Raw genomic sequence first — 23,678 nt, 5'->3', positions numbered from 1 at the left:
CATCACGATTCCCCTCCCGCGCCGAACATCGTCAAATAGAAACTCTTCTTCGGCTTCTGCGAAGTTCGTGGCTCACTGACACAGACTGGCCCGGGGCGGTCTCAGCCGCCGGTGCCACGTCTCGACGATTAAAAGTCGCCCTGCCTCGGATGTGGGATCCGAGGCAGGGCGAGCGGGACTTGGAAGACCCTCAAGGGAGTACGAACTCCATGTCCAGCTCATTGCTCGTGTTTTCCGGCGAAATCTCTTCCCTGCTTCTCGCGGTAGACAGGGAAACGTGTCCCGGGCCCCTCGCAAGGCCGCCGGGAAGCTGTTCGACCCGCGCCGTCCTTCCTTCATTTTCTCCTCGAGCGGCGACGACCACCCTTTTTCCGTCGCGGTCCCTGAAGATCGCCCAGTGAACCAGGCCGAGATCGGAACCGTCGAACATAACCGGTCCACCATTCTCCACATCCGGAGGATAGACTCTGGTGAGGACCGGTGTCCTCGAGGCCTCGAACCGGATATCGGTGATGTACGCACAGAGAGGCCCCTCCACCCGGGACCGGAATCGCACCTCCGTCCGGGATGTCGTGGGGGTGAACTCGATGCGCTTTTTCGTCCAGTTCGGCCCCTCGGCCGATGGACCCTGGGGCGAACCATAGTTCGGGGACTCCACGACCGACTGCTTCCCCTGGTCCGGGTCGTAAACCGGTTCGACGGTGATGGCGTATTGCTGTTGATCCCCGTATCCCGCCTCGTGGGGGGCGAAATCCGGGGAATCCATCCAGGCAAGGTGAACCGGCTGTTCGGGAACCGTGTCGACGGTCTGGCAGATGATCCCCAACTCGTTTTGGAGATTCTTCAGGCGCAGCGCCTGAGTGGCTCTCGAACCGTGCGGCCGTTCCTGCGGTCGCAACGCGCGCAGTTCGACGCCGTTCTGCTCGATCGTCCATCCGGGGATCGCCGCGGGCTCGTCGGGGTCGTCTCGATCGAATGACCGGATCATTTCCGGGGGCGTGATTCCGGGCTCGTCGAAACTCGCGTTCTCGATGTCGTACGTCATGTCGGAGACCTCCGGCGGGAGCCTTAGCCCTCGTCGGCCACGACGTCGGTGATCATGGGGCCGCAGTCGTTCGGGGTCTGCGACACGAACGTGAGTGTGTGCAGGTGGTCGCTCGCGACGAAGGTCAGTTCCTGTGGGGAAGTTCTCCACACGCCCGGTTGCAGTCCGCTGGGGTCGGAGGTCACCGTCGTCTTCCCGAGCACCGTTACGCTGTATTTCTGCACGACCGTGGCGTTGGTACCGCACAACCTGGTGGTATTACGAGCCTCCTTCCAGGTGATCGTCACCTTCTTCCCGATCGTGGGCGAGAAAACCTGCGCGATGGCTCCGGGCTGGCCCCCGTTGAGATCGACGGCCTGGTGGGGATTGTTTGCCGCCTCCGTGCCGTATAGGTCCACATTCCCGTCCGTCACCCTCCAGGGTGTCGGCTGCAGAGAATCCGCGGGACCGATGCGTCGGTAACTGTCGGCATTGACGCCAGGGATCTGGAAAGTACCGTTCTCGATACCGGCTCCGGCGGCGGGCGCGGATGATGCGACGACAACGAGTAGCGTCGCGCCGAGGAGAGCCCCGGATGGCACATACTTCATCATTCGGTCCTTTCAGCGGCTGCCTCGGCAGCGACGAAATATCCAAACATTGAGTTGCCACCCGGCGATATTTATAAACATGGCATTTGCCGCAATAATTGGCAGCAGTCGTGTCGGGTTCCGTCGGGGTGATGCGACGGAGGTCGGGAATGGCTGCGACGTACAATCGCTGTCGGGGCGAAGCGCCGGGCCGAGAGTTCGTCGCCGGGCGCCGGCCGTCAGCTCGGGTTCGGGCCCGCCGTGCGGAACGGGCGGAAGAATGTGCGCAGTTCCTCGGCGTACAGCTCGGGCTCCTCGAACGCCGCGAAGTGGCCGCCGCGTTCGGCGTCGGTCACGCGCACGACGTTCGCGGTGCGCTCCATCCAGGGGCGCGGTGGGCGGATCAGGTCGCCGGGGAACAGCGTGAAGCCGGACGGGACTTCGACGCGGCGGGCGAGTTGTGCGGGCGGGATCGAGCCGTTGGCGCGATACATCCGCATCGACGAGCCGATCGTTTCGGTGAGCCAGTAGATCGTGATGTTGGTCAGGATCTCGTCCTTGGTGAAGCTGCGCTCGATGTCGCCGGCGCAGTCGCTCCACGCGCGGAGCTTCTCGACGATCCAGGCGGCGAGGCCGGCCGGCGAGTCGGTGAGGCCGACGGCGGCGGTCTGCGGCTTCGTCCGATGCATCGCGGCGTAGCCGCCCTCGGTCGCGCCCCAGGCGGCGACCTCCCGGAACCACTCGCGTTCCTCGGGCGTGAACTCGGCCAGGTCGCCGGAGACCACGGGTACACCGGCGTCGGTGCGGTGTACGGCCACCACCCGGTCGGGGTGGTCGAGGGCGAGGTAGCGGCTGACGTGGCTGCCGATGTCCCCACCCGCCGCACCGAATCGGGCGTAGCCGAGCCCGTCCATCAACTCGGCCCACAGACCGGCGACGGCGATGGAATCGAGGGGCGGACCGGTCGGGCGATCCGAATACCCGTAGCCCGGCATGTCGGGTACGACGACGTCGAACGCGTCGGCCGGATCACCGCCGTGCGCGCCGGGATCGGTGAGCAGCGAAATCACCTTGGTGTAGCGCCAGAACGAATCCGGCCACCCGTGCCCGAGCACCAACGGCAACACGGGCCCGGTCGGCGCGACGGCCCGGGCATGCACGTAGTGGATCCCGAGCCCACCGACCGTCGCCCGAAAGCGCGGCAGCCGATTGAGCGCGGCCTCCTGCGCATCCCAGTCGAACCCGTCCGCCCAATAGCCCACCAACTCCCGGAGATACCCGAGATCGACCCCGAGCCCCCACCCGACCTCCTCCGGCGCATCCGGCCACCGCGTGGCCCGCAACCGCGCCCGAAGGTCGGCGAGCACGGCGGGATCGGTGCGCCCGATGAACTGCTGCGGCTGGAACACCTTTTCGTCCGACATAGGACGCATGCTAACTCCGCGACGATCACACCCCGGACCGCACACGCACCCACGCCCTCACGGCCCGGATGGTCGCGATCACGTCACCGCCTACGTGCGGAAGCGGGTCCACAGGTTGGGGTAGCGGGTGGCCAGGGCATCGTCGAATTCCAGGTTGATCGCCGTGCCGACCGGGTCCACCGGTTGGGGTGGGAGGCCCACCGGGGGCATGGGGGCGCCGGTCATCTGTTCGTACGCCTCGTCGGCGGCGTAGCCCAGATCCTCGCCGTCGCCGTCGATGTCCGGGTCGAAGGTGTCGAGGAGGTCGGCCAGGTCGTCGGGGTCGCGGAGGGCGCCCTCGAAGACGTCCCGGCCCTGGCCGATCAGCCAGCAGCGGAACGCGTCGAAGACGTCGTCGCTCGCGCCTTCGAGCAGGACCGCCGCCGCGCCCCACAGGTCCCAGCGGTACGCGCGGGTGTAGCGCGCCTCGAAGTGTTTGGCGAAGTCGCAGACGGAGTCGGGATCGAGCTGCGTCAGGCGCTCCACCAGCAGGTCGGCCTGCTCCTCGGGGTCGCCCTCGGCCGCCTCGCGCGTGGCGTCAATGAGTTCCCAGAACTCGCTCTCGTCCATCACGGTCGGATCATCGCATGCGCGGGGCCGAACGCCCGGGAGGACATGAAGGGCAATTCGGTCCGCCCGCCCGGGCCCGATCTCGGGCTCAACCGTCGGCGCGCGAGGCGGCTCCGTCCAGGATTACCGCGACGGTACGCCGGGCGAAATCCGGCTCGACCGGGACCTGGCGGAAGACCACCCGGAGCCAGGCGGCGCCGGCCAGCAGGTCCATCAGCAACATCGGGTCCGCGTCGGCGGCGAGTTCGCCCCGGGCGACGGCGCGCTCGAAGACGGGACGTTCGCGCGCCAGGCGGCCGGCGAAGAAGGTGCCGGCGTGTTCGGCGAGTTCGGCGCTGTGGGTGACCGCGCCCAGGGCGGCGACGGCGATGTCGGCCGTCGGCGGGGTGGTGAGCAGGGACACCATGCCGTCCAACAGTGCCTCCAGGTCGCCCCGGAGGCTGCCGGTGTCGGGCATGGGGAAGTCCAGGCGCCGGGCACCGGTGAGCGCGGCGCCGAGGAGGGCCCCCTTCGACGGCCACCAGCGGTAGATCGTGGTCTTGTTCACCCCGGACCGCTCGGCGACCCCCTCGATGGTCAGGCCCTCGTAGCCCTTGTCGGCGAGGAGGTCGAGGGTGGCGTCGAAGATCGCCTGGGCCTTGCGCGGGCCGCCGGTGCCGGAGCCCGTGGCGATGCCGCCGGTGCCGGTGCGGCTGTTGTCGCCGCCGTCGGTGGGTTCCGCCGGGTGTTGTTCGTCGTTCATGCCGGGAGACTAACAGCTCGAATACAACGCTACGTTGCGTTGCGTTTTGCTGCTAGCGTGACGCCCATGAAGCCTGGGAAGCACCACCCCGAACCCACGCCCGAATCCGCTCCCGAACCGGCGGCGTCGACCGCGCGCGTCTGGGAGATCGAGGAATCGCTGACCGTCCCGCTCGCGCCGGAGGCCGTGTACCCGATCGTCGCCGACGTCCGGCGGATGAAGGACTGGAGCCCGGAGGTCTTCGCCGTTCGGCCCCTCGGGCGCAGCTTCGTCGGCTTCAACCGGCGGGGCCCGTGGGTCTGGTTCACCGTCTGTCGGATCATGACCGCCGACCCGGGCCGGGAGTTCGCGTTCGACGTCACCTCCTTCGGCCTGCCCATCGCCCGCTGGGGCTATCGGTTCGCCCCGGCGGAGGAGGGAGCGGCGACGTTGGTCACCGAGTACTGGATCGACCGCCGCCGCGACGGATGGCGCCGCCGGATCGCCGAGATACTCGGACTGGTCTTCACCGGCACCCCGGCCGCGCGGCGCGCCGAGCGCAACCGCGCGGGCATGCGCACGACGCTGCTCCGTCTCCGGGCCGCGTGCGGCGGCGCCCCCTGACGTCGAGGGCTACCGCGCCCCGCCCGCCCCGTACAACCGCCGGATCCGCGCCGAGTCCGCCGGCGCCTCACCCGACAGCGTGAGGAAGTGCTCGACCTGCCACGCGCGCGTCCGCTCCGCCTGCCGAACGGTCGGCGTCACCCAGGGCGGGTAGACCCGAAAACCCCGCTTGCCCCCGACTCCGCCCACGGACAGGATGCCGTGCTCCGCCAGCACCGCCGTCGGAAACACGAACTGCCCGACGTGTTCGCCCTGCCGGCAACCGATCACCACCAGGTCGATCGCGTCCTCGACCGGCGACGGCTCGATCGGCCCGGCGGCCGAGCGCCGCCACAGGGTGACGAACAGGCCGACCTTGGTCGGCGTGGTCCTCGCGCTCCGAAAGCGGATTCGGACACCGGCCACGGTGAGCGTGTACGCCCCGTATTCGGCGCTCTCCGGCTCGGCGACCGGGCGGCTGCACCCGAACCCGCTCGGGTCGTAGACCATCTCCTTGGCAGCCGTCAGATCGGCGGGCAGGGACGACGACCCGTCACCCGGCCAGGGCTCGACCCCCGGATCGGACCCGGCCGAAAGATCAGGGTTCGTAACCATTCGGGCATCCTGCCGGCACGCACCGACATCTCGGGCGCCGACCCCGGGCACCGACCCCGAACGGTGTGATGCCCGGTGACCCAAACCTCGGGCCACCGGGCATCACAATCGGGACAGCGGTCGTACGGACTACCTACGTGCTACGTGCTACGTGCTACGTGCTACCTGCCCTCGGTGCGCGTCCTCAGCACGGTCCGAGGTCGAGCCACACTCCCCACTGTCCGGTGGTTCCGGGGGTCTCGCCCTGGGTCCACCACTTGGCGCGGTAGGTGTGCCCCTGGTACGAGACCACGTTGCCGCCCACGTAGACGGTGCCGGCGTCCCATGCGGGCGCGGAGCAGTTGCCCGGACCGCCGTCGCCGACCGTCAGCGTGTACGTGGTCGAGTGCACGACCGAGCCCGTGCCCGTGATGGTGATCGGGTACGTGCCGGCCGCGGTGCCCGCCGAGACGGTGATCGTCGCGGTCGAGGAGGTGCCGCTCTGGACCGACGGCGGGCTGAAGCTCACGCTGATGCCCGACGGCGCGTTCGAGCCGAGCGTCACCGTCTGCGCCGTACCACTGGAGGTGGTGGTGTTCACCGTCGTGGAGACGGTGGCACCGGGCTGCGCGTTGCCGGAGGACGGAACGGCCGAGATGGTGAAGTCGTTGGTGGGCGTGGTGCCGCCGACCGCGGTCTTCCAGATCGTGTACGCGACACCGTCCGCGCTGCGGTTGAGCACCGTGGCGCTGATGTTGGAGGAGGTGTCACACGAGGAGTGGTAGCAGGAGTCGTAGGACTGGTTGGCCTGCCCGCCCCACTTCGTCGCCTGTGCCGAGGTCTTGCGCGCGTCGGCACCGGCCGCGTAGCCCGACGTCGGGATGCCGGCCTGCTGGAAGGAGTAGTCGTCGGAGCGTCCCTGGCCCTCGACGTTCTCCTCCGGGCGCAGGTTCAGCGAGTCCCAGTACGCCTTCATCGGCGCGGAGGTGGCGGAGTTGATGTTGTTGATGAAGTAGCCGCCGTTGGGCGAGCCAACCATGTCGAAGTTGTAGTAGCCCTTGATCGCCGCGCGCTGCGTGGAGCCGAGCTGGCTGACGTAGAACTGCGAGCCCTGGAGGCCCTGTTCCTCGCCGGCCCACCAGCCGAACCGCACGTGCTTGGTCAGGCTGGGGTTGGCCTGGGCGAGCGCGAGCGCGTTCTCCAGGAGGGTGGCGGAACCCGAACCGTTGTCGTTGATGCCGGGACCGGCACCGACGCTGTCCAGGTGGGCGCCGAACATGACGACCGAGTCGGCGGGACCGCCGGGCCAGTCGGCGATCAGGTTGTTGGAACGGTAGGTGCAGGAGGTGCAGGTCTGCTCGCTGACCTGGTAGCCGGCCGCCTGGAGCTTACCCTTGACGTACGCCACCGACGCGGTGTAACCGGCGCTGCCCGCACGGCGGTTGCCGCCGTTCTGGTTCGCGATCTGGTTGAGCTGCGTCAGGTGCGACTGCACGTTCGCGACGTTGATGTCCGGCGGGTCGCTCGGGTTGCCCGGCCCGCTGCCGACGGTCAACGTGTACTGCGCGGTGTGCGAGGTGGAACCCGTGCCCGTGATGGTGACCGAGCTGGTGCCCGCGCTCGCCGACGCGCTCGCCGACAGGGTCAGCACGGAGGACTGGTTCGTGCCGATGGTCGCCGGGTTGAACGACGCGGTGACGCCGGCCGGGAGGGGGCCGGTGGTCAGGGTGACGTTCTGCGCCGGACCCGAGACCAGCGTGGCGGTCACGGTGGTGGTCGTGGTGCCACCGGGCGTCACACTGCCGCTGGTCGGGCTGACCGCGAGGCTGAAGTCCGAACCCGGGTCGACGTTGCAGACCGGGTCGCCGGTCTGGGCCGGCACGCTGATCGCGTCCCACGCCGCCTTGGTCTTCTTGAACAGGTCACACGTCGGGTCGATGGTCTTGGCCGCGGTGAGCGTCGCGGTCCGGTAGCGCTTGTAGGTCATGCCGCTGGTCTTGAGCAGCATGCCGCCGTAGAAGACCTTGCCGGCCTTCTGGATGCCCACGCCCGAGAGGGTGGTGTTGTTGCAGGTCGGGCTGGTCGGCTTGCCGCCGCCCGGGTTGGTGCCCTCGGCGAGCAGGTAGAACCAGTGGTTGAGCGGTCCGGCCGCCGCGTGCTCCTCGGTGTTGGGAATGGAGGAGCTGTAGCAGTCGGGGTCGCCGTTGGTGGACGGCTTGTACATGTAGCGGATCGGGCCCTGGCCCACCAGGTTCACGCTCTCGCCGACCGTGTAGTCGGGAGCGTCGTACGGGGAGGGCTCGTTCGCGTAAGCCTCGGTCAGCGCACCCATGATGTCGCCGGTGGCCTCGCCGAGTCCGGCTTCACCGCTGGTGCTACCGGGGGTGAACTGGTCTATGCCGTGGCCGAATTCGTGGCCGACGACGTCCATCGAGCCGATCCACTGGTTGCTCTGGTTGTGGCCGATGGAGATGGAGGAGCCGTCCCAGTAGGCGTTGACGTCGTTCAGGCCGACCTTGACCGGCCAGCTGCCGCCGTTGCCGTTGTGCCCGTTGCGACCGAGCCAGTCGCGGAGCATGTTCCATTCCTTCTGCGCCGCCCAGAAGACGTCGGCGCAGCCGGTTTCCTTGCTCGACGCCTGGCCGTTGCCCCACGAGTCGGTGGACTTCGAGAAGACCTGGCCGGAACTGTAGTCGGAACAGGTCAGACCGGGGCGGTTCGGGTCGCGCAGGGAGTAGGTACCACCGGAGTTGGTGGTGTCGATGCTCAGCGGACTCGGGCCGTTCCACTGGCTGTTCGCACTGCCGGCCTTGACCTCGTCGGTCGTGCCCAGCACCGCGCCGGTGGTCGCGTCGACGAACACGTGCAGCCGGCTGGGCGCGGTCGCGGTACGACCCGCCACCACCGTTTCCCAGGCCAGCGCGCTCTTGTCGTCCTTGACCCGCACGACGAGGCGGTGCGATTCGACCTTGTCCACGACGGGGAGTTGGGCCCGGGACGTGGCCTCGGCGGCACTGGCCGCCACCGTCGGTTGGGTGGTCACGGAGATGCGCGCGTCGGTCGATGCCTGGGTCGCGTGGACTCGGCCCTTGCCGTCGGCCATGACCACCGCGTCGCCGCCGACGACCGGCAGGCCGCGGTAGGTGCGCTGGTACGCGACCGAGTACAGGTCGTTGATCCACGGCGTGACGACCTGGCGTTCGTACTGCTCGTCGGGGCCCTTGGCGAGGGCGTCCAGGCCGCTTGCGGCCGCCCGGTCGGCGGCGGATACCGCGAGTGCCTGCGGGTTTGCGGGGGGAGGGGACGGGTCGGCGACGGCCGGTGTTCCGGCCGCGCCGATCGCCAAGCCGGCGAGCATGGCCAGGACGGTCCCGGCCGTGGTCGTTCTGCGATTCATCGAGGCTCCTTGGGAGGGGACATGCCTCGACCACGTCGCCGGCTTGCGCCGCGTACGCCTCGTGAGCGACGCGGGCGACCGTGCAGGCCGGGTTCGTGCCCGAGCGAGCGAAACACTCACACGGGTGTGGGGACTTGGTGAAGTGATCGGCAACGGCCGGCAAATTCCGGCAAACGCCAAGCAGACCCCGGGAGTCGCGGGAGTGCCTGGTCGCCCGGTCGGGCGGCGGTGCGATGCCCCGACGAGTGCGCCGACGACCGTTCAGTGACCCGGCATCTGCTCCAAGAGGTCGCGCACCTCCGGCAGATCGCTCCAATGTTGGGTCAGACGTCGGCGCAGGCCCAGTAGTTCCCGATTTGTGGTCGCGGTGCCCAGACCGGCGGCCTCGTGGATGACCGGAGCCGCGGTGGTCACCGCCGCGTCGGGTCGGCCGGCGCAGGCGAGCGCGTCGGCCAGCCGTACGGTCAGCAACACCCGGGCGGGGCGCAGCGGAACGGGCAGCAGGTCCAACGCGGCCTCCACCGACTGCACCGCCGACCGGGCCGAGGCGAGATCGCCGGTACGCGCGGCCAGATCGCGCAGCGCGCCACCGACGGTGGCCTCCATGCGGAGCCGGCCGGCCAGTCCGGTCAGCCACGGCGCCTCGGCACGGTCGCGTTCGTCGAACCGGTTGATCTGCCGATGCGCGGTGGCGATCTCCTGGCGACACTCGCCGATGTCGCCGCCGAGCGCGTGGCCGCGGGCCTGGTAGAGCTTGGCGAGCGTGGTGATCCAGGCCCGGCCGGTGTCCACGGCCTCCAGTGCGCGGGCGTAGGCCAGTGCGGCCGTCGCGTCGCCGTCGAGGCGGGCCAGCGAGCACACGTCGCCGAGCAGCGAGGCGCGGGCGCCCGGACTCTCGCAGACGTCCGCCCAGTTGAGGCCGCGGTCGTACCAGGCCATGCCGATCACGCTCTGGCCCTGCTGCATCCGGAAACGTCCGGCGAGTTGGGCGTAGTCGGCGGCCAGGCGCAGCTGCGCGTGTGGCGAACGGCCTTGCGCGTTCAGGGATTCGGCCCAGCTGACGATGCGGCGCAGCACGTACTCGACGGAGCCGACCAGGCCGGTGGTGGTGCCGCCGTGCAGGCCGGCCTGGGTGTAGCCGCCGAGCAGGGCGGTGAGTACGTGGACCACGTCGGGGTCGACGCCGGTCGGGTTGTTGCCGTCGATGCCGGCGAGGATGGTGAGCGCGTCGGCGTACGGCGGGACCTCGCACTCGTGGCAGCCGTCCTTGCCGTGCAGCGGGCAGGGCAGGCCGTGATAGGGCAGCCGCTCGGGCCAGAACCGGTCGGCCAGGGGGGCGAGTCCGGCCGGCGCCTCGCCGCCGGGTATCACCGAGAAGTGCGTGCGGTGCAGCACGGGCGGCGGGATGGCGCGGCTGGTCAGGAGGGCGGACAGGTCGCCGCCGGTGTCGAGGAGGTCGTCGAGCCGGCGCGGCAGACCGGCCGGCGGCTCGCGCAGGCCCGCCTCCAGCTTGCTGATCAGGCTGTGGTGATAGCCGACGCGCAGCCCGAGTTGCTGCTGGGTCATTCCGGCGAGGCGGCGCCGGGTCCGCAGCGTGCGGCCGAACTCCGCCCACAACGGTGTGGACGCGACCTTTAGAGGTGTGGACGCGACCTGTGTGGTGACGGGTGCGTTCGGGAGCCTGTTCACGTTCGTCCTCCCCGAGGTAACTCCGGATGGTCGACGGTTGGTCACTGCCCGGAGCAGGGTGACAGACGGGAGTACGAGTTGTCTCCGATGGAACGAGGCATTCCGCTTTTGGCGTGTGGTGGGGGTGGGATTGGGAGGGGGGTGGGTGGCACGGGACGCGGTGTGACATATCACCCCGGGTTGGCGGGGGCGGCCTTGGGCGCCGGCCGGGCCGTTCGGGCTCGGGTGTTGGTTCGGCCGGGTGTGGGTTGGGCCGGAATGGGGCTTGTGGTTGGTGGGGTGATCAGGCCGTGGGCGTGGCTTTCGGGGGGAGGTTCGACAGGAGGCCGTCCCTTGCGCCTGGGCCCGGGGTTGCCTTCAGGGTTTCGGGGGTCAGGGGTTCCCGGCAGGCGGAGCAGATGTGGACCGCGGTTGTGGGGTGGCCGCACGGGGTGTGGGTGACGATCACCGGGGGGCCGTCGGGGGCGGCCCATTGGTCGCCCCATTGGCGCATGGCGTTGAGTACCGGCCACAGGGCGCGGCCCTTGTCGGTCAGGCGGTAGTCGTAGCGGACCGGCTTGTCCTGGTAGGCCACGCGTTCGAGGATGCCGTGCTCGATCAGGTGCTCCAGGCGCTGGGTGAGCACGTTGCGCGAGATGCCGAGCCGGTCGTGGAAGTCGTCGAAGCGGGTCACGCCGAAGAAGGCGTCCCGCACGATCAGCATCGTCCACCACTCGCCGCCCACCTCGAGGAACTGGGCGACCGAGCAGTGCATCTCCTGGAAGCTCTTGCGGCGCATGGCGTCAGTGTAATGGGTGGGTTGCATGATTGTACTTAGTAAGTTGCTTTATAGAACTCGCTCGTTCTAGGTTGGCCGAGTTGCTTCATAGGACTTACTCGCTCGGTGACCCGGGAGGGCTCTCGTTATGGCCGGTAATGGTTCGGATCGACCGCCGCGTGCGTTCGCGGCGGTGTTGGTCTGTGCGGGCGTGGTGCTCGTCAACCTGGACCTGTTCATCGTCAACGTCGCGATGCCCTCGCTGGCGGAGACGTGGTCGGGCTCCTCGCTCGCCGACCTGTCGTGGGTTCTGAACGCCTACACGGTCGTCTTCGCCGCCCTCCTCGTGCCGGCCGGGCGGTTGTCCGATCGGATCGGGCACCGGCGTGCGTTCCTGGCCGGCGTCGCGGTCTTCACCCTGGCCTCCGCGCTGTGCGCCGCCGCGCCGGAGTTGGCGGTCCTGGTGATCGCCCGACTCGGCCAGGCGGTCGGCGCCGCGCTGTTGATGCCGGCGTCGCTGGGGTTGTTGCTCACGTCATACCCGCCCGAACGTCGCGGTACGGTGATCCGCGCCTGGGCCGCGATCGGTGGAATCGCCGCCGCGGTGGGCCCGGTGCTGGGTGGCCTGTTGCTCGAACCCGGTTGGCGTTGGGTCTTCGTGGTCAACCTGCCGATCGGCGTGCTGACGCTGGTATTCGGCGCGCGCCGACTGCCCGATCCCGCGCCGACCGATCGTGGACCGCTGCCGGACCTGGTGGGGGCCGTGCTGCTGACCGCCGCGATCGGCGCGTTGTCGCTGGGTGTGGTGCGGGCGCCGGACTGGGGTTGGTGGTCCGGCCGTACAGTCGGTGTGTGGGTGGCCACCCTGGTGCTGGTGGCCGGATTCCTGGTGCGCAACGGGCGGCATCCGCGTCCGGTGGTCGAGGGCGCGCTGGTGCGGAATCGGGTCTATGCGGTCTCGGGGGTGGCGAACGTCCTGTTCGGTGTCGCGTTCGCCGGGATGTTGATCTCCGCCACGATGTGGATGCAGACCGTGTGGGGGTGGAGTGCGCTGCGGACCGGCCTCGGGACCGTTCCCGGGCCGCTGTGCGTGCCGTTCGTGACGGTTTTGGCCGGGCGGTACGCGGCTCGGGTCGGACCGGGGCCGCTGGTCGTGCTGGGCGGGATCTCGTTCAGTGCGGGTTTGGGTTGGTGGATTGTCCGACTCGAACCGCACGCGCACTACGCGAGCGACTTCCTGCCCGGTTCGATCCTGAGCGGCATCGGCGTCGGGCTGGTCCTGCCGACCCTGATCGCCACCGCGACCGGTGCGCTGACCCCGGATCGTTTCGCCACCGGCTCGGGGGTGATCACGATGCTGCGGCAGGTCGGTGCGGCGCTCGGGGTCGCGGTGTTCGTCGCGGCGGTCGGCACGGAGGCCACACTCGACGGCTACGACCGGGCCTGGTACATCCTCGGCGGCGCGACGCTGCTCACCGCGCTGGCCGCCCTGTTCCTGCCGAGGGCGGGGCGCGGGGCGGGCGCGGCAGCGGGGGTGGCGGTCGAACGGGGCTCGGGAGCGGCGGCTTCGGCGGCTTCGACGACGGTGACCTGACGAGCGGGGAGGGCGGGGAGCGGGCGCCGGGCGCGGTGGGCGGGGCTCCGGGGTCCGGCGGGCCCGGTCCGATCGGACGCCGCCCGCCCATCGGGGCTCCCGCCCGGGGTGGGGCCTGTGTCCGCGTTGGGTTCTCGTCTGTTGTGGTCAGGTTTCCTTTGTTGCCTTGGCGGCCTTGGCGGCGCGTTTGGCTTCCTGTTTGTGGGCGCGGACCTTGGCCAGGGAGTCGGGGCCGGTGATGTCGGCCACCGAGCGGTAGGAGCCGACCTCTCCGTAGGCGCCGGCGGCTTCGCGCCAGCCCTTGGGGGTTACGCCGTATTGCTTGCCGAGCAGGGCCAGGAAGATCTGTGCCTTCTGCTTTCCGAAACCGGGCAGTTCCTGGAGCCGCTTCAGCAGTTCGGCGCCGGTCTTCGCGTCGGCCCAGACCGCGCTCGCGTCGCCGTCGTAGTGCTCGACCAGATACCGGCACAGCTGCTGGACGCGGTGGGCCATCGAGCCGGGATAGCGGTGTACGGCGGGCTTCTCGACGAAGAGCGCGGTGAAGGCGTCCGGGTCGTAGGCGGCGATCTCGTGCGCGTCCAGGTCGGTGGCGCCCAGGCGTCGGGTGATCGTGTAGGGGCCGGTGAAGGCCCACTCCATCGGGATCTGCTGGTCCAGCAACATGCCGGTCAGCGCCGCCAACGCACTGCGTCCCAACAACTCGTCGGCCTCGTCCTGCTGGGCGAGGTGCACTGTCGTGTCCATCCCCCGATGATCCCCCGACCGGCCCCGGCCCCGCACCCGGACTCGCCGGGTGAACTCGCGATCAACCGCCGGCCGGCCCCGTCGCCGTCGGCGGCGGAGGCCTTCGAGCGGTTGGGTTAGGGGTGGGGTGGGGGTTGGGTGAGGAGTTGGAGGGAGCGTTCGCGCATTTCGATTTTGCGGATTTTGCCGGTTACCGTCATGGGGAACGCGTCGACCAGGTGGACGTAGCGCGGGATTTTGTAGTGGGCCAACCGGCCCGTGCAGAACTCGCGCAGGGCGTCGGCGGTCAACTCCGGGGCGCCGGGGCGGAGTTTGATCCAGGCCATCAGCTCCTCGCCGTAGCGGGCGTCCGGGACGCCGACGACCTGGACGTCCTCGATGTCCGGGTGCGCGTAGAGGAACTCCTCGATCTCGCGCGGGTATACGTTTTCGCCGCCACGGATCACCATGTCCTTGATCCGGCCGACGATGGAGACGTAGCCGTCCGCGTCCATCGTCGCCAGGTCGCCGGTGTGCATCCAGCCGTCGGCGTCGATCACCTCGGCGGTGCGCTCGGGGTCGCGCCAGTAGCCGAGCATCACCGAGTAGCCGCGCGTGCAGAATTCGCCGGGGGAGCCCTCGGGGACGGTCGCGCCCGTGGTCGGGTCGACCACCTTGATCTCCAGGTGCGGGTGGACCCGGCCGACCGTACCGACCCGGCGCTCCAGCGAGTCGTCGCGGCGGGTCTGGGTGGACACCGGCGAGGTCTCGGTCATCCCGTAGCAGATGGTCACCTCGGTCATGCCCATCCGGTCGATCACCCGCTTCATCACCTCCACCGGACACGGCGAACCGGCCATCACGCCGGTGCGCAGCGACGACAGGTCGTACTTGCCCGCCTCGAAGTCGGGCAGGGCGAGTTCGGCGATGAACATGGTCGGCACGCCGTACAGGACCGTGCAGCGCTCCTCGTGTACGGCGCGCAGCGTGGCGGCCGGGTCGAACAGCGCGGCCGGGATCACCATGCACGCGCCGTGGCTGGTCGCGCCGAGATTGCCCATCACCATGCCGAAGCAGTGGTAGAAGGGCACCGGCAGGCACACCCGGTCGGCGGCGGTCCAGCCCTGGATCTCGGCGACCAGGAAGCCGTTGCCGAGGATGTTGCGGTGGGAGAGGGTGGCGCCCTTCGGGAAGCCGGTGGTGCCGGAGGTGTACTGGATGTTGATCGGATCCTCGGGCCGCAGCGTGGCCTCGCGGGCGCGCAACCGGTCGAGCGAGACGTCGGCGCCCTCGGCGAGCAGGGCCGGCCAGTCCGGGGTGTCGATGTGCACGACACGTTCCAGGTCGGGGCAGGTCGGGCGGACCTCGGCGACCATCGCGGGGTAATCGCTGGTCTTCACGCGCGAGGCGGCGATCAGGAGCCTGGTGCCGGATTGGGCGAGCGCGTATTCGATCTCGTGCACCCGGTACGCCGGGTTGAGGTTGACCAGGATCGCGCCGACGCGGGCGGCGGCGTACTGGACGAGGGTCCATTCGGCGCAGTTGGGCGACCAGATGCCGACGCGGTCGCCCGCCTCGATGCCGACGCCGATCAGGGCGCGGGCGAGGTTGTCGACGGCGGTGTCGAACTCCGCGTACGTCCAGCGCCGGTCGCTCGCGCATTCGACGAGCGCGTCGTGGTCCGGGTACGCGGCGGCGATCCGGGCCAGGTTGGCGCCGATGGTCTCGTGGGGGAGGGGCGGCGTGCGCTCTCCCTGGCGGGAGGACGGGGGGAATTCGGCCTGTGGCGGGGCGGGCACGGGGGTGGTCATCGCGGGTCACCTGCCTGGACGGGGTGGGTGGCGGGGCCGGGTTTTCGGTGTGGCGTGTCTGTGTGGTCGCGACGGTAGGTGGGGGCGGGCGGGGGCGGCGAGCGGAGTACCCCCGAATGGGGGTGATGCCGGGCGGGGCTCGGCAGTACGGTGCCCGGGCGCGGTGTGGGTGTGCCCTGGATGGGTACGACGCGAGCCTGAGTGTGGAGTGTGGGGAGGGGCCATGGGCGGACCGGCGGGCGCGGTCGAGGATCCGTTGGCGCGGGCCGTCGAGCGGTTTCGGGCGCGGACCGGGGTGGACGTGGCGTTCGCCGGGCCGTGTCCGAGTACGGCGGACCGGTTGGTGATCTCGTACCTGAGCGGCACCTCGACGCGCGTGTTGGCCGGGTTGACGGTGGTCGCCGGGAGTGGGGTCGGCGGCAAGGCGATCACGACGCGGCGGCCGGTGCGGGTGGTGGACTACGTCGCGGCGTCGGCGATCAGCCACGAGTACGACCGGGCGGTGACGACGGAGGGGGTGCGGGCGGTGTTCGCGGTGCCCGTTCCCGTGCCGGGGCCCGGCGGTGGGCGGGGGGTGGTGGCGGCGGTGCTGTACGGGGCGTTGCGGCGACCGTCGGACTTCGGGGACGGGATTTTGACCACGGCCTGTGACGCGGCGCGGGAGGCGGGGCACGAGATCGCCGTGGCGCGTGAGGTCGAGCAACGGATGGCGCGGGCGGCGGAGTTGCCGGGGTGGGCGGCGTTGGAGATCCGGCTGGCCCATGCGGATCTGCTGGCGCTGGCGGGGTCGGCTGCGGTCGACGATCCGGTGCTGGGGGAGCGGCTGCGAGCGGTGTGTGGGCGGTTGGCGCGGACGGCTGCCGCTGCCTCCGTCGGGGTGGGCGGGGGTGTCGCGCGGGCGGCGGGGCCGCGGTTGACGGTGCGGGAGATGGACGTGTTGGCCCTGGTGGGGGTGGGGCGGACCAACGCGGAGGTGGCGCAGGCGCTGGGGGTGGGGGCGGAGACGGTGAAGAGCTACCTGCGGTCCGCGATGCGCAAGCTCGGGGCGCACAACCGGGTGGAGGCGGTCGTCGCCGCGCGCGCGACGGGCCTGTTGCCGTAGCGCTTGCGCGTGGCCGGGGCGGCCGGGGGCGGTTGCCGGTGCGGGTCGGCCCGCACCCGACGGAGGCCGGCCTCTCGCCCCGACCGTCCTCAAACGCCGGACGGGCTGGTTTGGTCGGGTCCCGTGCGTGGCTTGCGGTCGCGAGTGGGTTGGCTTTTGTTTGTCCTCAAGCGCCGGACGGGCTGCTGTGGTCGGTTCGCGCGTCTGGGTTGCGGCTGTGAGTTGGCTCGGTTGGGTTCCCTCAGGCGCCCGACAGGTTGCTGTAGCCCGTTTTGCATTATGTGGGCGCGGGGAAGTTCCCGGCCCGTTGGCCGGATGGGCCGGGGGCTTCGCTGCGTGTGGATTATGCGATGACCTGGACCACCGTGATCAACAGCCGACTGTTGGTGATCTGGTAGACGACGAACACGCTTCCGCATGTCGCCTCTCGGCGGTCCTTGCTGTACGTCGGGCTGGACCCGGACCCGTAGGGGTCCTGGGCGATGCGCTGCATGCCGCTGTCCAGGTCCCGCCGCTGGTCAGGGGCGAGTTGGTCCCGCGCCCTTTGCGATTTGGGATCGTAGGGCACGTCGTACGACATCGGGATCCTCCCCCATGATCACCCGCGCGTCGGCTTCCTCGGCCAGGCGCTGGATTCTGTCGTGATCGCGCTCCACTGCTTCGACCATTTCCGGGGGGCGCGCCCATCGGACCATCGTCGCGAACATGTCCCTCGCGGGAGTGTTCTCGATCGCCTCCGTGAACTCGGCGCGCTGCTCTTTGGGCAGGGCCGCACGGATGCCCGCGATGGTGGCCGGCATGGTTACCCATTCGTCCCCGACGACCGTACGGAACAGCCTTCCGCCTTGGGTGTCGGGAACGGTCGGGTCGTGGTCCTGCGGTTCGTCTGGAGTGTCGTTCATGCGCTTCCTCGGAAGTCCATTATCCGGTTGCTCTCAGTGTGCCATCGAGAGCACATCGTGAGACAGGGTTCGGCGGTGCGGGCAAGTTCCGAAGTATGGGACCCGGCTGGGGGGAATCGGGGGAGACGGTAGTTTTGGGGATGGTCCGGGGGGCCTTTGGTGTTTGGTGTGTAGCGGATTTGGTGCTCGGGGAGATTGCCCCGATCGAGTACTCGTGGAGGGACGCCATGTCCTTGTTGACCGTGTGGCCTGAGGACGATGCCACCGAGGTGGTCGTGCGGACCTCGGAGCCGGAGGAGATCGCTCGGGAGCTGGAGCCGATCGGGGTTCGGTTCGAGCGGTGGACGGCCGATGTGGCGTTGCCCGATGGGGCTACGCAGGATCAGGTGATCGCGGCCTACAAGACCGAGGTGGATCGTATTTCCGCGGCCGAGGGGTACATCCTCGTGGACGTGATTCGGCTGCAGCCGTCGGATGATCCGGAGTGGCCGGCCAAGGCCGCCGGGGCGCGGGCGAAGTTTTTGACCGAGCACACGCATGAGGATGACGAGGTGCGCTTCTTCGTCGAGGGCGCCGGCATCTTCTACCTCCACATCGCCGGCCGGGTGCACGCGGTGCTGTGCGAGGCCGGTGATCTGCTCTCGGTGCCCAAGGGCATCACGCACTGGTTCGACATGGGCGTGGAGCCGTCGGTCGCCGCGATCCGGTTCTTCCACGACGAGGACGGCTGGGTCGGCGACTTCACCGGTGACCCGATCGCCTCGCGCTTCCCGGACTTCGACGAGATCTGGGCCGGGTACGCCGCGTGAGTTCAGGCACGAACCCGGTCGACGCGCCGCTGACGGTGGTCGTCGACATCGAGGGCACCACCAGCGCCACCGGCTTCATCACCGAGCAGTTGTATCCGTACTCCCGCGTGCACTTCGCCCGTTGGCTGGACGAGCACGGCGACCACCCCGACGTGGTGCGTGCCGCCGAGGCCGTGCGTGAGTTGATCGGCGAACCGGATGCGGACAACCGGCGGATCGTCGAGGCGTTGAACGGCTGGCTCGATCGGGACGAGAAGGTCACGCCGCTCAAGGCGCTCCAGGGCCTGATCTGGGCCGAGGGCTTCGCGTCCGGCGAACTCACCTCGCACTTCTACCCGGACGCGATCCCGGCGCTGCGCGCGTGGCACGCGGCCGGGCATCGGCTGTACATCTTCTCCTCGGGCTCGGTCGCCGCGCAGCGCGCGTGGTTCGGCAGTTCGCCCGAGGGGTCGCTGCTGCCGCTGTTCTCGGGGCACTTCGACACGGAGAACGCCGGCCCGAAGCGGGTCGCCGACTCGTACCGCACGATCGCGGCGCAGATCGGCGAGCAACCGGAGCGCTTGGTCTTCCTGTCCGACGTGGTCGAGGAGTTGGACGCGGCGCGCGAGGCCGGGTGGTGGACCATCGGCGTACGCCGGCCGGACGCCGACGAGCCGTACTACGACCGGGGCGTCGGCGATCACCCGGAGACCGCCACTTTCGCCCGGCTGGACCTGACGGGCGATCGGCCGATCCTGCGCGAGCCCTGAACAACGAACGAAGGGCGGTCGTCGGCGCGAACTCCCGTGCTGCCGGCCGCCCTTCGGCGAAAAACAGGGCTCAGCCGAAGCGCTCCACCCGGATCCGGGTCCTCGGTACGCCGGCCGCGGTGAGCAGTCGGCCCGCGTGTTCGGCGAATCCGGTCGAGCCGCAGACGAAGACCTCGTAGCGCTCGTCCGCGACGGCCGCCGCAGCGTGCGGGGCGAGCGTGTCCGGGGCGAGCCGGCCCACCGGATGCGGATACCCGGGCGGCGCCGCGCGGCTGTACAGGACGGTGTGCTCCTCGCCCGGCAACGGGGCCAACTCCGCCGCGTACAACAGGTCTTGCGGCGTGCGGGCGCACGCGACCAGGCGCAGCGGCACGGTCAGCGCACGGCGCCGCCGGTGACGCACCATCGCCATCAGCGGGACCAGGCCCGACCCGCCCGCCACAAGGAGCACCGGCCGATCGCCCGGCCACGCGAAGAACCCGCCCAGGGGGCCGCGTACTTCCAACTCGTCGCCGGGCCGGGCCACATCGTGCACGAAGCCGGACACCTCGCCGCCCGGCATGCGGTCGACGGTGAACTCGATGTGCCCCTCGTCGTCCGGCGCGGAGGCGACCGAGTAGTGCCGCTGCGCGGTGTAGCCGTCGGCTGCGGTCAACCGCAACATGTAGTGCTGGCCCGCCACATGCGCGTTCCACACCGGCAGCGCCAGGCGCACGGTCACCGCATTGGGCGTCTCGCGCCGTATCTCGACCACGGTCGCGCGCTGCCAGTCCACGGCGCCGCGCAGGCTCGGCGCGGCCCGGCCGGGGGCGGCGAAGGCGGGGATCGGCGGGAGGTTCACCGGGGCCGCCGGGGTCGACTCAGTCACCGGAGTAACGCTCCTCTGCCCACGGGTCGCCGCGATGGTGGTAGCCGTTGACCTCCCAAAAGCCCGGCTCGTCGTGGTCCAGCAGGCGCAGGCCCGCGATCCACTTGACGCTCTTCCAGAAGTACAGGTGCGGCACCAGCAGCCGCGCCGGCCCGCCGTGTGCCGGGGTCAGCGGCTCGCCCTCGAAGTCGAAGGCGATCCAGGCCCGGCCGCCGGTCAGGTCGGCGAGGGCGAGGTTGGTGGTGTAGCCGGTGTGCGAGAAGGCCACCGCGTGGGTGGCGCCGGCGCGCGGTCCGGCCCCGGCCAGGAACACGTCCAGCGACACGCCGGTGAAGTCGGTGCTCAGCTTCGACCAGGACGTGACGCAGTGGATCGGGCCGTCGTACGTCTCCCGGGGCAGTGCGCGGGCCTGGTCCCAACTCCACGAGCGCGGCCGGTCGACCAGCCCGTCGATCCGGAACGACCAGTCGGCCGGAGCCAGTTCGGGAGTGACCTCGGCGGAGAGCACCGGGAAGTCGTGGCGCGCGTCGTACTGCCCCGGCGGCAGCCGCGGATCACGCTCGGCGGCGGTGTGCCGGCCGACGAAGCCGCGCGTGCTGGAACCCATGTCGCCTTCTCCCCTCACGTCGTTCGACCAGGACCAGGACCAGGACCAGCCCCGAGGCCGCCGACCCGCTCTCGCAGCGCCCCCGCGAGCGCCTCGACCTCCTCGATCGCCGCGCCCTCGTCGATCGTAAGCAACCGCCGGTCGCGCAGCACGATCCGGCCGTCGATCACCGTGTCCCGCACGTCGGCGGGCCCGGCCGCGTAGGCGAGCATCGACCACGGGTCGTGCCGGGGCGTCAGATGCGGTCGGTTCAGGTCGAGCACCACCAGGTCGGCCGCCTTGCCCACCTCGATCGACCCCGTCAACGCGCCGATCCCGATCGCCCGCGCGCCGTCGACGGTGGCCATCCGTACCGCCGTGCGCGCGCCGACCACGGTCGGATCGGGCGCCCCGGAACCGACCCGGTGCAGCGTCGCCGCCGCGCGGATCGGGCCGAACAGGTCGAGCGCGTTGGCGCTGACCGCGCCGTCCGTACCCAACCCCACCGGTACCCCGGCCGCCAGCAGTTCGGGCAGTCGGGCCACCCCGGAGGCCAGTTTGAGGTTGGACACCGGGCAGTGCGCGACACCCGCGCCGGAGTCGGCGATCAACCCGATCTCCTCGTCGGTGAGGTGCACCGCGTGCGCGAGCAGGGTGCCGGGGCCCAGCAGCCCCAGATGGTCCAGGAGTTCCACCGGCCGCCGGCCGTGCCGCCGTCGCACGGTCTCCGCCTCGGCCGCGTTCTCCGCCGCATGGATGTGCAGCAACGCGCCGTGTTCGCGGGCCAGTTCGGCCACCGCGAGGAGCCGGTCCGGGTCGAGCGTGTACGTACTGTGCGGCGTCACGCAGCGGATCGCCGTCCGGGCCAGCAACTCCGGTGCGAGCCGCAGCCGGGCCGCGAAGTCGAGCCCGTCGGGCGGCCCCGGCACATCCATGAACGTCGGCCCCGTCACCAGCCGAAAGCCCGCGTCGGCGGCGGCCTCCAGGCCCGCCTCGGGAAACCAGTACATGTCCATCGCCGTGGTCACGCCCGCCCGGATCGACTCGGCCAGCGCCAACCGCACCGCGGCGCGCACCACCTCGGCGGACAACACCGCGCTCTCCGCGGCGACCAACCGGTCCAGGAACACCTGGAGATCGACATCGTCGGCCGTACCCCGGAACAGCGTCATCGCCGCATGCGAGTGTGCGTTGACCAGCCCCGGCAACACCAGGCACCCCCGCGCGTCCAGGGTCGGCGCACCCGGGAACCGCGCCCCCACCTCGGCCGCCGGCCCCACCGCGACGATCCGCCGGTCGGCGATCGCCACCGCGCCGTCGGGCACGTACGTATCGGCCGCGTCGGCGGTGAGCACCGCGCCGCCGGTGACGAGCAGATCGATCACGCGCCGTCCGCCGCCTCGTCCTCGGCCAGCCGGTACAGCGCGTCCAACGCCACCACCACGCCCCGCTCGACGCCCTCGGCCACCACCGTGCGATGCGGGTCGTAGGTCGACGCGCCCGACTCGTCGACCAGGTCGTCGGCCGCGATGCCGTCCACGACCAGCACCCCGCCGGCCCGGTGCCCGCCCAACGCGGCCCAGACCAACAGCGCCGACAGCTCCATCTCGATCGCCAGCACACCCGCCGCCTGATACGGCTTCATCGGCAGTTCCAACACACCCGGCATGAACGCCGCGCGGGTCCACACCGTGCCCCGGTGGTGCGGCGCGGCGTGCGCGCGGGCCGCGCCCTGGAGCGCGAGCACCACCTCGGGCGTGGCGGACGCCGGGAACTCGGCGGGCACCAACTGCTGGGTGACCCCGTCGTCGCGCACCGCGCCGGTGGCTATCACCAGGTCCCCGTCGTGCACCCCGCGCGCCATCGCGCCCGCCGTGCCGAGCCGGACGAAGGTGCGCACCCCCGCCTCGGCCAACTCGCCGAACAGGCATACCGCGCCGGGCCCGCCCACACCGTGCGAGGACACCACCACGGGCAGCCCGTGCCAGGTGCCCGCGTAGCTGACGTACTCCCGGTTGGCACCGATGTGCCGCGCGTCGTCGAGGCGTTCGGCGACCAGCCCGGCACGCGCCGGGTCGCCGACGACGAGTGCGTGCGCAGGCAGCCCGCTGCTGGGGATCCGGGTGATCGGCAACACGGCGGGGCGGGTGGTGGTGGTCATGAGGGCGACTCCGTGGTGGTGCGCGCGATGCGGCGTGGACGGGGGATGCGGCCGGTGAGCCGGCCCGGCGGCGCGCCGCCGCGTCGGCCGCGCGAACGGGTGGCCAGGAACAGCGCGACCAGGGTCATCACGTAGGGCGCGGCGTCGGCGGCCTGCTGGGGCATGCCCTCGCCCTGGAGCCGGAAGCCGATCGCCTCGACCAGCCCGAACAGGATGCCGGCGAGCAACACCCCGACCGGCAGCGCCCGACCGAGCATCACCGCGACCACGGCGATCCAGCCGCGACCGGCGGTCATGTTCTCCGAGAACAGCGTCACGTTGCCCAACGCGAGCTGCGCGCCCGCGAGTCCGCACAGCGCGCCCGAGGTCAGGATCGCGGCGTAGCGATAGCGGGCCACGCTCACCCCGAGCGACTGGGCCGCCTCCGGAGCCTCGCCGACGCCGCGCAGCCGTACACCCCACGGGTGTCGGGACAGCAGGACCGCGATCACCACGACCGCGACCCAGGACAGGTACACCAGCGGCGAGTGGCCGGACAGTGCCGGACCGACGAAGGGCACCGACTCCAGGCCGGGGATGTCGACCGGTTGCAGACCCTTGAGGTCCGGGTCACCGAAGGTGCCCTGTTTGCCGAAGACGGTCCGCAGGAGGAAGCCGGTCAGACCGACCGCGAGCAGGTTCAGCGCGATGCACAACACCACCGCGTCGGCGCCGAGGGTGACCGCGCCGATGGCCAGCAGCAGCGAGAAGACCATCGCGGCCAGGACCGCGGAGATCACCCCGATCCACACGCTGCCGCCGAACCAGCTGCCGGTGACGGCGGCGAAGCAGCCGATCAGCATGGTGCCTTCGAGGGACACGTTGAACACGCCCGCGCGTTCGCACAGCGCGCCGCCGAGGGCGGCGAACAGGATCGGGGTGAGCGCGCGCAGGGCGGAGAAGATCAGTTCGGCGTCGAAGGACAT

At 70.5% G+C, this 23,678-nt stretch carries 23 protein-coding genes; 5 read left to right on the top strand and 18 right to left on the bottom strand.

The genetic code is table 11. The features are described from left to right. Nucleotides 1-190 precede the first annotated feature (190 nt). The 5 genes from ACFXKZ_RS08545 to ACFXKZ_RS08525 form a co-directional block, all read right to left on the bottom strand. On the bottom strand, nucleotides 191-1,045 hold the full coding sequence (locus ACFXKZ_RS08545; RefSeq protein WP_379997870.1) for a hypothetical protein: 855 nt from the start codon (nucleotides 1,043-1,045) through the stop codon (nucleotides 191-193). A 23-nt stretch (nucleotides 1,046-1,068) separates the two neighbouring features. Next, nucleotides 1,069-1,638, bottom strand: coding sequence for a DUF642 domain-containing protein (locus ACFXKZ_RS08540; RefSeq protein WP_379997868.1), 570 nt, complete (start codon nucleotides 1,636-1,638; stop codon nucleotides 1,069-1,071). 215 nt (nucleotides 1,639-1,853) lie between these two features. Further along, entirely contained in the window at nucleotides 1,854-3,038 is a 1,185-nt protein-coding gene (locus ACFXKZ_RS08535; protein WP_379997866.1) for an epoxide hydrolase family protein, read from the bottom strand. A 90-nt stretch (nucleotides 3,039-3,128) separates the two neighbouring features. Next, a complete protein-coding gene (locus ACFXKZ_RS08530) occupies nucleotides 3,129-3,647 on the bottom strand; it encodes a DUF4240 domain-containing protein (protein ID WP_379998672.1) in 519 nt (172 codons plus the stop codon). Nucleotides 3,648-3,735: 88 nt separating this feature from the next. After that, nucleotides 3,736-4,389, bottom strand: coding sequence for a TetR/AcrR family transcriptional regulator (locus ACFXKZ_RS08525; RefSeq protein ID WP_379997864.1), 654 nt, complete (start codon nucleotides 4,387-4,389; stop codon nucleotides 3,736-3,738). Between the two features lie 66 nt (nucleotides 4,390-4,455). Between ACFXKZ_RS08525 and ACFXKZ_RS08520 the strand changes: the two genes are divergently transcribed. Further along, the gene (locus tag ACFXKZ_RS08520; protein ID WP_379997862.1) at nucleotides 4,456-4,992 is read left to right on the top strand and encodes an SRPBCC family protein; all 537 of its coding nucleotides are present in this window, start codon (nucleotides 4,456-4,458) and stop codon (nucleotides 4,990-4,992) included. A 9-nt stretch (nucleotides 4,993-5,001) separates the two neighbouring features. Here ACFXKZ_RS08520 and ACFXKZ_RS08515 read toward each other — a convergent pair whose 3' ends face one another. The 4 genes from ACFXKZ_RS08515 to ACFXKZ_RS08500 all read right to left on the bottom strand — a co-directional run bounded on the left by ACFXKZ_RS08515 (nucleotide 5,002) and on the right by ACFXKZ_RS08500 (nucleotide 11,429). Then, entirely contained in the window at nucleotides 5,002-5,586 is a 585-nt protein-coding gene (locus tag ACFXKZ_RS08515) for a MepB family protein (protein WP_379997860.1), read from the bottom strand. Nucleotides 5,587-5,770: 184 nt separating this feature from the next. Continuing rightward, entirely contained in the window at nucleotides 5,771-8,962 is a 3,192-nt protein-coding gene (locus ACFXKZ_RS08510; RefSeq protein ID WP_379997858.1) for a M28 family peptidase, read from the bottom strand. 261 nt (nucleotides 8,963-9,223) lie between these two features. Beyond that, nucleotides 9,224-10,651 carry a helix-turn-helix domain-containing protein gene (locus ACFXKZ_RS08505; RefSeq protein WP_379997856.1) on the bottom strand — a complete coding sequence of 476 codons (1,428 nt, stop codon included), beginning with the start codon at nucleotides 10,649-10,651 and terminating at the stop codon, nucleotides 9,224-9,226. A gap of 283 nt (nucleotides 10,652-10,934) precedes the next feature. Continuing rightward, nucleotides 10,935-11,429 carry a winged helix-turn-helix transcriptional regulator gene (locus ACFXKZ_RS08500; RefSeq protein WP_379997854.1) on the bottom strand — a complete coding sequence of 165 codons (495 nt, stop codon included), beginning with the start codon at nucleotides 11,427-11,429 and terminating at the stop codon, nucleotides 10,935-10,937. 127 nt (nucleotides 11,430-11,556) lie between these two features. On the opposite strand from ACFXKZ_RS08500, the gene ACFXKZ_RS08495 reads away from it, so the two are divergent. Then, nucleotides 11,557-13,002 carry a DHA2 family efflux MFS transporter permease subunit gene (locus tag ACFXKZ_RS08495; protein ID WP_379997852.1) on the top strand — a complete coding sequence of 482 codons (1,446 nt, stop codon included), beginning with the start codon at nucleotides 11,557-11,559 and terminating at the stop codon, nucleotides 13,000-13,002. 147 nt (nucleotides 13,003-13,149) lie between these two features. Here ACFXKZ_RS08495 and ACFXKZ_RS08490 read toward each other — a convergent pair whose 3' ends face one another. Both ACFXKZ_RS08490 and ACFXKZ_RS08485 read right to left on the bottom strand, forming a co-directional pair. After that, the gene (locus ACFXKZ_RS08490; RefSeq protein ID WP_379997850.1) at nucleotides 13,150-13,746 is read right to left on the bottom strand and encodes an HhH-GPD-type base excision DNA repair protein; all 597 of its coding nucleotides are present in this window, start codon (nucleotides 13,744-13,746) and stop codon (nucleotides 13,150-13,152) included. Nucleotides 13,747-13,862: 116 nt separating this feature from the next. Beyond that, entirely contained in the window at nucleotides 13,863-15,536 is a 1,674-nt protein-coding gene (locus tag ACFXKZ_RS08485; protein WP_379997848.1) for an AMP-binding protein, read from the bottom strand. Nucleotides 15,537-15,759: 223 nt separating this feature from the next. On the opposite strand from ACFXKZ_RS08485, the gene ACFXKZ_RS08480 reads away from it, so the two are divergent. Next, on the top strand, nucleotides 15,760-16,638 hold the full coding sequence (locus ACFXKZ_RS08480) for a response regulator transcription factor (protein ID WP_379997846.1): 879 nt from the start codon (nucleotides 15,760-15,762) through the stop codon (nucleotides 16,636-16,638). Nucleotides 16,639-16,981: 343 nt separating this feature from the next. On the opposite strand, the gene ACFXKZ_RS08475 is transcribed toward ACFXKZ_RS08480, so the two are convergent. Next, on the bottom strand, nucleotides 16,982-17,131 hold the full coding sequence (locus ACFXKZ_RS08475; RefSeq protein ID WP_201261031.1) for a hypothetical protein: 150 nt from the start codon (nucleotides 17,129-17,131) through the stop codon (nucleotides 16,982-16,984). Nucleotides 17,132-17,156: 25 nt separating this feature from the next. Beyond that, the gene (locus ACFXKZ_RS08470) at nucleotides 17,157-17,540 is read right to left on the bottom strand and encodes a hypothetical protein (RefSeq protein ID WP_379997844.1); all 384 of its coding nucleotides are present in this window, start codon (nucleotides 17,538-17,540) and stop codon (nucleotides 17,157-17,159) included. A 227-nt stretch (nucleotides 17,541-17,767) separates the two neighbouring features. On the opposite strand from ACFXKZ_RS08470, the gene ACFXKZ_RS08465 reads away from it, so the two are divergent. Both ACFXKZ_RS08465 and mtnC read left to right on the top strand, forming a co-directional pair. Beyond that, the gene (locus ACFXKZ_RS08465; RefSeq protein ID WP_379997842.1) at nucleotides 17,768-18,349 is read left to right on the top strand and encodes an acireductone dioxygenase; all 582 of its coding nucleotides are present in this window, start codon (nucleotides 17,768-17,770) and stop codon (nucleotides 18,347-18,349) included. Next, nucleotides 18,346-19,098: an acireductone synthase gene (gene mtnC / locus ACFXKZ_RS08460; protein ID WP_379997840.1), complete on the top strand. Its 753-nt coding sequence runs from the start codon at nucleotides 18,346-18,348 to the stop codon at nucleotides 19,096-19,098. Before ACFXKZ_RS08465 ends, mtnC begins: the two co-directional genes overlap by 4 nt. Before the next feature lie 70 nt (nucleotides 19,099-19,168). Here the strand turns inward: mtnC and ACFXKZ_RS08455 are convergent, their stop codons facing one another. The 5 genes from ACFXKZ_RS08455 to ACFXKZ_RS08435 are packed head-to-tail and all read right to left on the bottom strand — an operon-like array spanning nucleotide 19,169 to nucleotide 23,678. After that, on the bottom strand, nucleotides 19,169-19,966 hold the full coding sequence (locus tag ACFXKZ_RS08455) for a ferredoxin reductase (protein ID WP_379997838.1): 798 nt from the start codon (nucleotides 19,964-19,966) through the stop codon (nucleotides 19,169-19,171). Next, entirely contained in the window at nucleotides 19,959-20,573 is a 615-nt protein-coding gene (locus tag ACFXKZ_RS08450; protein WP_379997836.1) for a sulfite oxidase-like oxidoreductase, read from the bottom strand. Before ACFXKZ_RS08450 ends, ACFXKZ_RS08455 begins: the two co-directional genes overlap by 8 nt. A gap of 14 nt (nucleotides 20,574-20,587) precedes the next feature. Beyond that, nucleotides 20,588-21,937 carry an amidohydrolase family protein gene (locus tag ACFXKZ_RS08445; RefSeq protein WP_379997834.1) on the bottom strand — a complete coding sequence of 450 codons (1,350 nt, stop codon included), beginning with the start codon at nucleotides 21,935-21,937 and terminating at the stop codon, nucleotides 20,588-20,590. Continuing rightward, nucleotides 21,934-22,713 carry a nucleoside phosphorylase gene (locus ACFXKZ_RS08440; RefSeq protein WP_379997832.1) on the bottom strand — a complete coding sequence of 260 codons (780 nt, stop codon included), beginning with the start codon at nucleotides 22,711-22,713 and terminating at the stop codon, nucleotides 21,934-21,936. Before ACFXKZ_RS08440 ends, ACFXKZ_RS08445 begins: the two co-directional genes overlap by 4 nt. Next, on the bottom strand, nucleotides 22,710-23,678 hold the full coding sequence (locus ACFXKZ_RS08435; protein ID WP_379998671.1) for an ABC transporter permease: 969 nt from the start codon (nucleotides 23,676-23,678) through the stop codon (nucleotides 22,710-22,712). Before ACFXKZ_RS08435 ends, ACFXKZ_RS08440 begins: the two co-directional genes overlap by 4 nt.

Source organism: Embleya sp. NPDC059237 (assembly GCF_042754105.1).
Taxonomy (GTDB): Bacteria; Actinomycetota; Actinomycetes; order Streptomycetales; family Streptomycetaceae; genus Embleya.
The sequence above is the reverse complement of the archived record's forward strand: the minus strand, read 5'-3'. Positions and strand labels throughout refer to the sequence as shown.